Consider the following 11,101-nt stretch of genomic DNA (forward strand, 5'->3'; position numbering starts at 1 on the left):
GGGTTACGCAAGCGGAGGCACGGTACACGGAGCGTGACATAGGGTTCCGGCGCGACACTGGAGGGAGGAGCACCTGGCCGTGGACTGGTTCACCGCACCCGAGTACTGGCTGAGCCGGCTGGTCTTCCAGCGGGCTCTGGCCGGCGTGTACCTCGTCGCGTTCCTGACCGCGGCGCTGCAGTTCCGGGCGCTGCTCGGTTCGCGCGGCATGCTGCCGATTCCCCGCCATGTGGAGCGCACGCCGTTCAGGGCGGCGCCGAGCCTGTTCCAACTGCACTACTCGGACCGCTTCTTCGCGGTCTGCGCATGGTCGGGCTGCGCGGTGTCGGCGGCGCTGCTGGTGGGCGTCGACTCACAACTGCCGCTGTGGGCGGGGATGTTGCTGTGGGTGGTGCCGTGGGTGCTGTATCTGTCGATCGTCAACGCCGGCCAGACCTGGTACGGCTTCGGCTGGGAGTCCCTGCTGCTGGAGGTCGGCTTCCTCGCGGTCTTCCTCGGCAACGACGAGGTGGCCCCGCCGATCGTCGTGCTGTTCCTGCTGCGCTGGATCCTGTTCCGGGTGGAGTTCGGGGCGGGGCTGATCAAGATGCGGGGCGACGCGTGCTGGCGGAAGCTGACGTGCCTCTACTACCACCACGAGACGCAGCCGATGCCGGGCCCGTTGAGCTGGTTCTTCCACCATCTGCCCCGGCCGCTGCACCGGGTGGAGGCGGCCGCGAACCACTTCACCCAACTCGTGGTCCCCGTCCTGCTGTTCACCCCCCAGCCGATCGCCACGGCCGCCGCGTCCCTGATGATCCTCACCCAGCTGTGGCTGGTCCTGTCGGGCAACTTCTCCTGGCTGAACTGGATCACCATCGTGCTCGCGGTCCCGGCGCTGGACCTCCCGGGCGAGGCGCCGGACACGGCCGACGCCCCGCTCTGGTACGAGGCCGTCGTCCTCGCCGTCGCCGCGCTGATCGTCTGCCTCAGCTACCGCCCCGTCACGAACATGATCTCCCGCCGCCAGATCATGAACCGCTCCTTCGACCCGCTCCACCTGGTCAACACCTACGGCGCCTTCGGCAGCGTCAGCCGCTACCGGTACGAGGTGGTGGTCGAGGGCACGGCCGACGAGGTGCCGCGCGAGGACTCGGACTGGCGCGAGTACGAGTTCAAGGGCAAGCCCGGCGATCCCCGGCGCTGGCCGCGCCAGTTCGCGCCGTACCATCTGCGCCTGGACTGGCTGATGTGGTTCGCCGCGCTGTCGCCCGCCTATGCGGGATCATGGTTCGGGACGTTCGTGGAACGCCTGCTGGAGAACGACCGAGCCACCCTGAGGCTCCTGCGTCGCTCACCGTTCCCACCCGACGCACCGCCCCGGTACATCCGCGCCCGTCTGTTCCGGTACCGGTACACGAGCTGGCGCGAACTGCGGGAGACGGGGGCGTGTTGGGAGCGGGCGTATGTGCGGGAGTATCTGCCGCCTACCCGGTTGACGGAGAAGGCGCGGAGGGTTTGACGTCTACGGGGTGGAGGGTGTCCGACAGCGGTACCAGCGCCGTCGGGATGTCCGCGGGAGGAAGCGCCTCCGCCGGTGCGGAAACGGGCTCCGGCCCGGAACGGGTCTGGCCGGGACCGATGGGTTCCGGCACGCCGTCTAGTTGATCACGAACCATGCCACTGCCGTTTCTGTGGTGGATGCCTGGGTGAGGAGAACGGTGAAAGAACCGGCTGCCGGGTCGGGGACGGCGGCGCGTACCGCGATACCCGGCTTGTCCTGCTGAACGGTGGCGAGGACCATGCTCGCCGGTCCGAGCGTCGGCCCCGTCACGGTGACGCGGTCGCTGCCCGCCGGGATCGTGGCGCGGCCCCCGGAGCTGAACACCGCGGAACCGCGGACCTGCAGCGCGGTCGATCCGGGGTTCGGCGCGGTGGCGTACACGCCGATGCCGCCCGCGTTCGCCGACGTGGCGCCGAACACGCCGATGCCGCCCTCGCCGAGCGCGTCGCCCTCCACGCCGATGCCGTACTGGGTGAGGCCCCGGCCGATGACGCCGATCGCTCCGTCGCCCCAGACTCCGGTGCGTGCGTAGCCGAGGACGCCGTACCCCCCGTTCAGGCCTTGCCGGTTGATGCCTTCGACCCCGAAGCCGCCGGCATCGGAGGCTTCACCGATCACACCGGCTCCCGAGCCGGACCCACGGACCCCGACGCCGCCTGGGGAGTTCCCCTGGACACCGGTACCGCTGCCCCTGTCCTCGCCGAACACCGCGGTCCCCCTGGAGGACACGCCGTGCACACCGGCCCCGTTCCTGCCCGACGCCCCGTACACCCCGTCGCCGTCGTAGCTGTACCCTCGCACGGCACTGCCCCTGAAGGAGACGCTGTAGAGACCGTCTCCGCCCCGGGACTCCCGGTCGGACGGAGCGCCGAAGAGATACAGGCCTGTGCCGTCCGCGTTCCCCTGGGCTTGGTTGATCAGCTGCGTCGCGCTGTCCTCGGTGTTGTTCTTGTTCGCGCCCGAGCCCTGAATGATGGGCTGCCCGTCTGCCATCTCGCCCCCGATTCCCCGGTGTTGGGGTGGAAGCTAACTTCGCGGCCGGGTTCCGTAAAGCACGAGGCTTGGCGGAACGAGACGTAGATTTCAGGTCCGTGCGGCCAGGGCGGGGACGTTCAAAGGCCGTAAACCCGGGTGGCCGTGCCATCGAAGAGGTCAGCCTGTCCGACCGCGCCGGTACCTCTGGTCAACTCCTTTGCCGTGGACAGCACTTCACCGTAGGACACCCCCAACGTGCAGACCGGCCAGTCCGAGCCGAACATCAGCCGGTCCGGGCCGAAGGCGTCCAACACGACGTCCGCGTAAGGGCGCAGGTCGTCGACCGTCCAGCCCGCGGGGTCGGCCTCGGTGACCATGCCGGAGAGTTCGCAGACGGTGTCGGGGTGCGCGGCGAGGGCGTGGATGTCGGTGGACCAGGGTTCGAGGGCTCCGGAGGCGATGGGCGGCTTGCCCACGTGGTCGAGGACGAAGGCGAGTTGAGGCAGAGACGCGGCCGCCTTGACGCTCACCGGCAACTGGTGGGGCAGGACGATGAGGTCGTGGCCGGCGGCGAGGGACAGGAGTTTCGGGGTCTCCTCGGGGACGGTGATCGTCTGGACGAGCACCGTGCGGTCGACCCCGGCCGCCCGCGCCTCGGCGGCGAGGTCCGCCACCGTGAAGTCGCGCCGGATCGGACTGCCCTCCTCGATCCAGTCCTGGTCCCGGACGGACAGGTCCCAGACGTGGTGGTGCGCGTCGACCGTCACGGCAGCTCCCATACGACCGGCAGGCCCGCCTCCGCGCCCTCGTCCGAGTAGTCGTGGACCACCTCCAGCAGCTCCGCCATACGGGCCTGCCACGCCACGTTGACCGGGAGTTTCTCCAACTCGGCGAGCAGACGGGCGTAGTCCTCGCACTCCAGGACATGGAAAAGGTCGGTGCCGCTGCGCCAGATCGTCCACGAGCTCGCGCCGGCCGCGCGGATCGCGTCCGTCAGTTCCTTCGGGACCTCGCGATGGGCGGCGTCGTACTCAGCGACGCGGTCGGCGCGGACCTTGGTGTGCAGGGCGACTCTCATGACGGCTCCCCAGGCGGCAGTGATCCCGTGTCCCGCAGCTCCTGCCAGAGGGCGGCGGGCACCTCGGCCGTGAACTGGTCGGCGCAGTCGTGTACTTCGGCCGCCGAGCGGGCGCCGACGAGGACGCTCGTCACCGCCGGATGCGCCGCGCAGAAGGCCAGGGCGACGGCCCGCAGGGTCGTGCCGTGGCGGTCGGCCACCGACTTCAGGTGCAGCGCGCGGTCCAGCAGTTCGGCCGGGACCCGGGCGTAGTCGTACGTCGCCCCCGGGCGCGGGTCCGCCAGCAGGCCCGAGTTGAAGGCACCGCCGACGACCACCGCCGTACCGCGTGCCACGGCCGCCGGCAGCAGATCCGTCAGCGCGCTGTGGTCCAGCAGGGTGTAGCGGCCCGCGCACAGCACCACGTCGACGTCGGTGTCGCGGACGAAGCGGGTGAGCATCTCCGTCTGGTTCATGCCGGCGCCGATCGCCCCGACCACGCCCTCCGCGCGGAGCTTCTCCAGGGCCGGGTAGCCCTCGCGGAAGGCGGCTTCGGCGTGTTCGTCGGGGTCGTGGAGGTAGACGACGTCGACACGGTCGAGGCCGAGCCGTTCCAGGCTGGCGTCGAGGGTGCGTCGTATGCCGTCCTCGGTGAAGTCCCAGACGCGATGGTGCGTGGCGGGGACCGCGAAGGCGTTCGCCAGGTCGTCGCCGCCGGCGTCGGTCGGCTCCAGGCGGCGGCCGACCTTCGTCGAGATCGTGTACTCCTCGCGTGGATGCTCGCGCAGGGCGGCGCCGAGGCGGCGTTCGGAGAGGCCGAGGCCGTAGTGCGGGGCGGTGTCGTAGTAGCGGATGCCGCGGTGCCAGGCGGCGGCCACGGCCTCGTACGCCTGCTCCTCGCCGACCTCGGTGAACAGGTTGCCTATGCCTGCCGCGCCGAAGCCCAGGCCGGCCGGGGTGCTCACCGGCCCGCCGGGCGCAGGCGCAGGCCCTGCATGCCGCCGTCGACGGCGAGGGAGGTGCCGGTGGTGGCGCCGGAGAGAGGGCTCGCCAGATACGCGATGGCGCCGGCGACCTCGTCGGCCGAGACCAGGCGGCCGGTGGGCTGGCGGGCCTCCAGGGCGGCGCGTTCGGCGGCGGGGTCGGGGGCCTTGTCGAGGAGACGGCCGATCCAGGGGGTGTCCGCGGTGCCGGGGTTGACGCAGTTCACGCGGATGCCCTCACGGACGTGGTCGGCGGCCATCGCGAGGGTCAGCGAGTACACGGCACCCTTGGTCGCGCTGTACAGGGCGCGCTGCGGCAGGCCCGCGGTGGCGGCGATCGAGCAGGTGTTGACGATCGCGGCGTGCGAGGACTCCCGCAGGTGCGGAAGGGCGGCGCGGGCCGTGCGGACCATGCCCACGACGTTGACGTCGAGGACCCGGTGCCATTCCGCGTCGTCGTTGTCCTCGACGGTGCCCTGCGCCCCGATGCCCGCGTTGTTGACCAGTACGTCGAGACCGCCGAGCTCCGCGACGGCCGCGGCGACCGCCGCGCGCACCGAGGCGTCGTCCGTGACGTCGGCCTTGAACGCGAGCAGCGGTTCCGTCACCGACGAGGGGTCCAGGTCGAGGACGGCGACCCGGGCGCCGCGTGCCGCGAGGAGTTCGGCGGTGGACCGGCCGATGCCGGAGGCGCCTCCCGTCACCAGCGCCTTGAGACCCTCGAAGTCACTCATGCCGCATGCCCCTTCTTGTCCGAGGTCTTGAGGTCGGCGGCCCAGAAGGCGCCGTCCGGGAACGTGTACCGCGCGATCGACTCGGCCTTCATGGCGGCCGAGAAGCCCGGCGCGGTGGGTGCCGTGTAGTGCCCCTCCCTGATCACCACCGGATCGAGGAAGTGGTCGTGCAGATGGTCGACGTACTCGATGACCCGGTCCTCGGTGGTGCCGGTGACCGCGATGTAGTCGAACATCGACAGGTGCTGGACGAGTTCGCACAGGCCGACTCCGCCCGCGTGGGGGCAGACCGGTACGCCGTACTTGGCGGCGAGCAGCAGGATCGCGAGGTTCTCGTTGACGCCGCCGACACGGGCCGCGTCGATCTGGAGGACGTCGAGGGCGCCGGCCTTCAGGAGCTGTTTGAAGACGACCCGGTTCTGGACGTGCTCGCCGGTGGCGACCTTCACGGGGGCGACGGCCTCGCGGATCGCGGCGTGGCCGAGGACGTCGTCGGGGCTGGTGGGCTCCTCGATCCAGTACGGGTCGAACTCGGCGAGGGCCTTGGTCCAGCGGATGGCCTCGTCGACGTCCCAGCGCTGGTTGGCGTCGATGGCGACGCGGATGTCCGGGCCGACGACGGAACGGGCGACGCGGCAGCGCCGTAGGTCGTCCTCCAGGTCCGCGCCGACCTTGAGCTTGATCTGCCGGAAGCCGTCGGTGACGGCCTGGGTGGCGAGGCGGGTCAGCTTCTCGTCGCTGTAGCCGAGCCAGCCGGGGGAGGTGGTGTAGGCGGGGTAGCCGCGCTCCAGCAGCCGGGCCGTGCGTTCCTCCGCGCCCGCCCTTCCCTTGCGCAGGATCTCCAGCGCCTCCTCGGGTGTGAGGGCGTCCGTGAGATAGCGGAAGTCGATCTGGGCGACCAGCCACTCCGGGTCGGCCTCGGCGAGCAGCCGCCACAGGGGCTTGCCGGCGCGCTTGGCCGCCAGATCCCATACGGCGTTCATGACGGCGCCGATCGCCATGTGTATCACCCCCTTCTCGGGTCCGAGCCAGCGCAGCTGGCTGTCGCCGGTCAGGTCGCGGTTGAGGGTCCCCGGATCCGCGCACAGCTCGTCGACGGACCGTCCGACCACGTGGTGCCTGAGCGCGTGGATGGCGGCCACCTGGACCTCGTTGCCCCGCCCGATGGTGAAGCTGAAGCCGTGCCCCTCGTGTCCGTCGGCCCCGTCGGTGCGCAGGACGGCGTACGCGGCCGAGTAGTCGGGGTCCGGGTTCATCGCGTCGGAGCCGTCGAGCTCGCGCGAGGTGGGGAATCGGATGTCGTAGGTGTCGAGCGCGATGACGCGAGAGGCGGCGCCGGGGGTCGGTGACACTGAGGGCCTTTCGGTCGGGGGCATGGGAACGGGCTCGTCAGTCCTGGGCTCGGCCGGTCGTCACGCGGGCGATGACCATGTTGTCGCCCTGGTCGGCGCTGATGGCGCCGACGTACCCGGTCTGCACGATCCCGCCGCCCGCGGCGAGGGTGCCGCGACGACGCGGACCGCGGTGCCGTGCTCGCGGGCGGTCCTGCCGGGCATCAGGCGGCTCCTCGTTGAACGTGTTCGAGCAGATGACCGCATACTTATCAGACCACTCTGCCGGAAGAACACCCTCCGGCGCCGATTTTTCCGGAGTTTGGGCCATAGTGGTCCGACCACATCGCTGGCTAGACTTCCGCCACCGGTGAGTGGAGGAATGGCGTGGACGACGAGACAGCCCCGCAGAAGGGCACCGTGACGCAGCGCGCCATCGAACAGATCAAGGCGATGATCGGCGAGGGGCGGCTGGAGCCGGGGCAGCGGCTGCCGACCGAGCGGGATCTCGCGGTGCAGCTCGGGATCTCGCGCAGCTCGATGCGGGAGGCGATCCGGGCGCTCACCGTGATGGGGGTGCTGGAGGCCCGGCACGGCTCGGGCATCTATGTCACGCAGTTGGAGGCCGGGGATCTGCTGGAGACGTTCGGTGTCGTCGCCGATCTGTCCCGGGGGCCTCAGCTGGTGGAACTGCTGGAGGTGCGGCGGATCCTGGAGTCGACGGCGACGGCCATGGCGGCGGCCCGGATCACTCCGGATCAGCTGGCCGAGGTGGAGAAGCATCTGACGGCGATGAACGCCACGGACGATCCCGAGGAGATCCTCGCCCACGACCTCGCCTTCCATCGGGAGATCGTGACGGCGGCGGGCAACGAGACGATGGCGGCGGTTCTGGAGGGGCTGTCGTCTCGTACGTTCCGCGCCCGGGTGTGGCGGGCGTATCAGGAAGAGGGGGCGTTCGAGCGGACGCGGCGCGAACACACGGCGATCCACCGGGCGTTGGCGGCGCGTGATCCGGAGGCGGCCCGGGCGGCCGCGGCGGCGCACGTGGGGGAAGTGGAGCAGTGGCTCCGAAGCCGGCTGGGCGGCTAGAGCTGAAGCGTACGCACCGCCGCCTCCGGCAGCTTCTTCCACCAGTGGGCGTAGCGGCTGTAGACGGTCGGTTCACGGCCGGCCAGCAGCGCCCCCAGTGCACGGGCCTCCCGTGCCAGGCCCTCCCATGCCTCATCGGACAGGTCGTGGAAGGCCGTTGCCTCGATGCCGCCCTCCACAGGGCGCCACACCCCGGCCACGTACCCGTCCACGAGCAGCGTCGGCAGTACGTCGCCGTTGGTGCGGGTGACCAGACGGCGGTAGTCGGACGGGATCACCCGGCCGCGGTCGTGGTGGGCGAGCAGGGTGCTGTCCCACATCGGCATGAGGCGAGGCGGGGCCGGGGTGTCGGCCGGTGGGCGCGGGGCGCCGGGGAGGTCGTACAGCGTCGTGCCGCCCGGGCCCTTCAGTTCCTCCACCGTCGGCCCGAGCGCACGCAACGCCGTCCTCGCCCGCGCCCGTTGCACCGTCGCGAACTGCGCCACGTCCGCGACCGACCCGGGCCCGAACCCCTCCAGGTAGCGCAGAATCAGAGCCTGCAGTGCCTCCTCCTCGGCCGGGGGCTCGCCGGTGAAGCGGCCCGCGGCCGACGCGACGTACGCCGGTGCGTACCCGAACGACCAGGGGCCGCCCGTAGGGACGTGCACCAGTGGTGTGTACGACCGCAGGCCCCACCAGGCCCCGTCCTTCTTCTCCTCGCCCACCCGCTCGGCGAGCCACGCCGTCATGTCGCCGTTCGAGCGGGGCCGGCCGGCGAATTCCATGAGCCCCGGCTCCAGTTCGGCCGCGTCCGCCGGGGTGAGGCCCGCGGCGGCGAAGCGGTTGCCCAGGCGGGAGGCGTACAGGGTGGGGCGCATCGCCTCCCTGACCATCCGGTAGTCGTCCGAGTGGACCGCGTGCAGGGTGATCCGCAGCAGGGTCGCCTTCACCAGCGTGCCGTCGGTGAAGGCGGCGTCCAGGTCGGCCGGGTCGAAGCCGTCGATCCGGTTCCACAGCGCGAGATACGGCGAGGCGGGCTGCTGCGCCTGGAGGGCGAGGATGCGCCTCGTCGCGTCGCCGACCGACAGCGGCTCCCGGCGCAGGAGCAGCTGTCGGGCGAGCGTGGCTCGGTTGAGTTCCCGTGCGGTGATGGTCACGCCCCGGATTCTGCCCTCCGGAAGCGGAGCGTCGCCAGCTCGAAGGGGCGCAGGCGCAGGGCCACCCGGTCGCCGTCGCGTGTCACGGCCTCCTCGGCCAGGGGGCGCTCCAGCAGGTCCGTCGCCACCACGTCCGCGACCTCGAAGCCCGCGGTCAGGGTGGCCCTGGCCCGGCCTCCGTGCGCCTCGTGCAGCCGGACCACCACGTCACCGCTGCCGTCGTCGGCCAGCTTCACCGCCGTGATCACGACCGCGTCCCGGTCGACGGACACCAGCGGCGCGACCTCACCGGCCCCGGTCACCCGCCGCTCCGGCAGATTGACCCGCCACCCCTCACGCACCGCGTCACCGATGGCCGCGCCGGGGATCAGGGCGTGCCGGAAGCGGTGGACGCCCTGGTCGGTCTCGGGGTCCGGGAAGCGCGGGGCGCGCAGGAGGGAGACGCGGACCGTGGTCGTCGTGCCCCAGTCGCCGTCGGTGCGGACCGTGCGGGTCACGTCGTGGCCGTACGTCGAGTCGTTGACGACGGCGACGCCCCAGCCCGGTTCCTCCAGGTGGACGAAGCGGTGGTTGCAGGCCTCGAACTTGGCCGCTTCCCAGCTGGTGTTGGTGTGGGTGGGGCGGTGGAAGTGCCCGAACTGGGTCTCCGACGCGTACCGTTCGGCGTGCACGTCGAGCGGGAACGCCAGCTTCAGGAACTTCTCCGTCTCGTGCCAGTCGACCTCGGTGTCCAGCAGCAGCCTCCGCTCGTCCGGCGCGAGGGAGAGCAGCTGCGTCACGCGGGAGGAGCCGAAGGACCGGACGATCCTGACTCCGTCTCCTTCGGGGGCGATCTCGTCGAGGTCCGTGAGGTCGGTCACCGTGTTGCGGTAGAACTCGTCGACGTCCCAGGCGTCCCACATGTTCGGGAAGTCCGGGTGGAGTTGGAGGAGGTTCGCGGCCGTGCCCGGGGCGATCGTCTCGCGGTCCGCCTCGATGTCGTACACGGAGACCACGAGCCCCTGCCGGTCGATCTCGACCCTCAGCTGTTCACCGCTCAGGACGTAGCCGCCCGCGGCGCGCGGCGACACTTGTGTCTGTCGGGGAGCCCGGGGGATTCCGGCGGCGCCCGCGGGCACGCCGTTGCGGCTGTGCGGCGCGGAGTTGAACTCCAGCTCCCGCTGTCCCTCCCCCGCGAGGGCCCGTTGGGCCGCCTCGATGATGCCGGTCAGCTCCTCGGCGATCCTCTCGTACGTCCTGCGCGCTTCCCGGTGCACCCAGGCGATCGACGAGCCGGGCAGGATGTCGTGGAACTGGTGGAGCAGGACCGTCTTCCAGATGCGGTCCAACTCCTCGTACGGGTAGGGGAATCCGGTGCGCACGGCGGCCGTCGCCGCCCACAGCTCCGCCTCGCGCAGGAGGTGTTCGCTGCGGCGGTTGCCCTGCTTGGTCTTCGCCTGGCTGGTGAGGGTGGCGCGGTGGAGTTCGAGGTACAGCTCGCCGACCCAGACGGGGGCGTCGGGGTATTCGGCCTCGGCCTTCTCGAAGAACTCCGCCGGGGTCTCCCAGACCACGGTCGCGGAGCCTTCGAGGTCGCGGAGGCGGGCCGCCTTGGCGACCATCTCGCGGGTGGTGCCGCCGCCTCCGTCACCCCAGCCGGTCGGGGCGAGGGAGTGCCGGGCGACCCCCTTGTCCTTGAAGTTGCGTGCCGCGTGGGCGATCTCGCTGCCCTTCATCGAGCAGTTGTAGGTGTCGACGGGCGGGAAGTGGGTGAAGATCCGGGTGCCGTCGATGCCCTCCCACCGGAACGTGTGATGAGGGAACTTGTTCGTCTGGGACCAGGAGATCTTCTGGGTCAGCAGCCACTTGGAACCGGCCGCCTTGATGATCTGCGGCAGACCGGCGGCGAAGCCGAAGGTGTCCGGCAGCCACGCCTCGTCGTTCTCGATGCCGAACTCGTCGAGGAAGAACCGTTTGCCGTGCACGAACTGACGGGCCATCGCCTCCGAGCCCGGCATGTTGGTGTCCGACTCCACCCACATGCCCCCGGCGGGCACGAACCGCCCGTCCGCCACCGCCTTCTTCACCCGCGCCCACACCTCGGGACGGTGGTCGCGCACCCAGGCCCACTGCTGGGCCTGCGACATGGCGAAGACGAACTCCGGCTCGTCCTCCAGGAGAGCGGTCATGTTGGAGGTCGTACGGGCCACCTTGCGCACGGTCTCCCGCAGCGGCCACAGCCACGCCGAGTCGATGTGGGCGTGCCCGACG

At 71.0% G+C, this 11,101-nt stretch carries 10 protein-coding genes; 2 read left to right on the plus strand and 8 right to left on the minus strand.

Annotation, left to right across the window (positions count from 1 at the left end):
• Window positions 1–79: 79 nt before the first annotated feature.
• Window positions 80–1,501 carry a lipase maturation factor family protein gene (locus PH203_RS34780; protein ID WP_289925293.1) on the plus strand — a complete coding sequence of 474 codons (1,422 nt, stop codon included), beginning with the start codon at window positions 80–82 and terminating at the stop codon, window positions 1,499–1,501.
• A 138-nt stretch (window positions 1,502–1,639) separates the two neighbouring features.
• On the opposite strand, the gene PH203_RS34785 is transcribed toward PH203_RS34780, so the two are convergent.
• The 6 genes from PH203_RS34785 to PH203_RS34810 form a co-directional block, all read right to left on the minus strand.
• A complete protein-coding gene (locus tag PH203_RS34785; protein WP_289925295.1) occupies window positions 1,640–2,536 on the minus strand; it encodes a hypothetical protein in 897 nt (298 codons plus the stop codon).
• Window positions 2,537–2,655: 119 nt separating this feature from the next.
• The gene (locus PH203_RS34790; RefSeq protein ID WP_289925296.1) at window positions 2,656–3,297 is read right to left on the minus strand and encodes an amidohydrolase family protein; all 642 of its coding nucleotides are present in this window, start codon (window positions 3,295–3,297) and stop codon (window positions 2,656–2,658) included.
• Window positions 3,282–3,596: an L-rhamnose mutarotase gene (locus PH203_RS34795; protein ID WP_289925297.1), complete on the minus strand. Its 315-nt coding sequence runs from the start codon at window positions 3,594–3,596 to the stop codon at window positions 3,282–3,284. The genes PH203_RS34790 and PH203_RS34795 overlap by 16 nt, the downstream gene beginning before the upstream one ends.
• Window positions 3,593–4,540, minus strand: coding sequence for an aldo/keto reductase (locus PH203_RS34800; protein ID WP_289925298.1), 948 nt, complete (start codon window positions 4,538–4,540; stop codon window positions 3,593–3,595). The genes PH203_RS34795 and PH203_RS34800 overlap by 4 nt, the downstream gene beginning before the upstream one ends.
• Window positions 4,537–5,292, minus strand: a complete 756-nt coding sequence (locus tag PH203_RS34805) for an SDR family oxidoreductase (protein ID WP_289925300.1) — start codon at window positions 5,290–5,292, stop codon at window positions 4,537–4,539. The genes PH203_RS34800 and PH203_RS34805 overlap by 4 nt, the downstream gene beginning before the upstream one ends.
• Window positions 5,289–6,644 (minus strand): L-fuconate dehydratase, encoded by a 1,356-nt coding sequence (locus tag PH203_RS34810; protein WP_289925301.1) that lies wholly within the window; start codon window positions 6,642–6,644, stop codon window positions 5,289–5,291. The genes PH203_RS34805 and PH203_RS34810 overlap by 4 nt, the downstream gene beginning before the upstream one ends.
• Before the next feature lie 366 nt (window positions 6,645–7,010).
• On the opposite strand from PH203_RS34810, the gene PH203_RS34815 reads away from it, so the two are divergent.
• Window positions 7,011–7,715 (plus strand): FadR/GntR family transcriptional regulator, encoded by a 705-nt coding sequence (locus PH203_RS34815; protein WP_289925302.1) that lies wholly within the window; start codon window positions 7,011–7,013, stop codon window positions 7,713–7,715.
• On the opposite strand, the gene PH203_RS34820 is transcribed toward PH203_RS34815, so the two are convergent.
• Window positions 7,712–8,851 (minus strand): winged helix DNA-binding domain-containing protein, encoded by a 1,140-nt coding sequence (locus tag PH203_RS34820; RefSeq protein ID WP_289925304.1) that lies wholly within the window; start codon window positions 8,849–8,851, stop codon window positions 7,712–7,714. The genes PH203_RS34815 and PH203_RS34820 overlap by 4 nt on opposite strands.
• The coding region (locus tag PH203_RS34825) for a glycoside hydrolase family 38 C-terminal domain-containing protein (protein ID WP_289925308.1) at window positions 8,848–11,101 on the minus strand (2,254 nt) is incomplete at its 5' end. The genes PH203_RS34820 and PH203_RS34825, both read right to left, overlap by 4 nt.

It is taken from the genome of Streptomyces sp. S.PB5 (assembly GCF_030403745.1).
Lineage (GTDB): Bacteria > Actinomycetota > Actinomycetes > Streptomycetales > Streptomycetaceae > Streptomyces.

Coding starts and splice junctions, on each gene's coding strand:
- PH203_RS34805 (WP_289925300.1), bottom strand. CDS start 5,292: ATGAGTGACTTCGAGGGTCTCAAGGCGCTGGTGACGGGAGGCGCCTCC.
- PH203_RS34785 (WP_289925295.1), bottom strand. CDS start 2,536: ATGGCAGACGGGCAGCCCATCATTCAGGGCTCGGGCGCGAACAAGAAC.
- PH203_RS34790 (WP_289925296.1), bottom strand. CDS start 3,297: ATGGGAGCTGCCGTGACGGTCGACGCGCACCACCACGTCTGGGACCTG.
- PH203_RS34795 (WP_289925297.1), bottom strand. CDS start 3,596: ATGAGAGTCGCCCTGCACACCAAGGTCCGCGCCGACCGCGTCGCTGAG.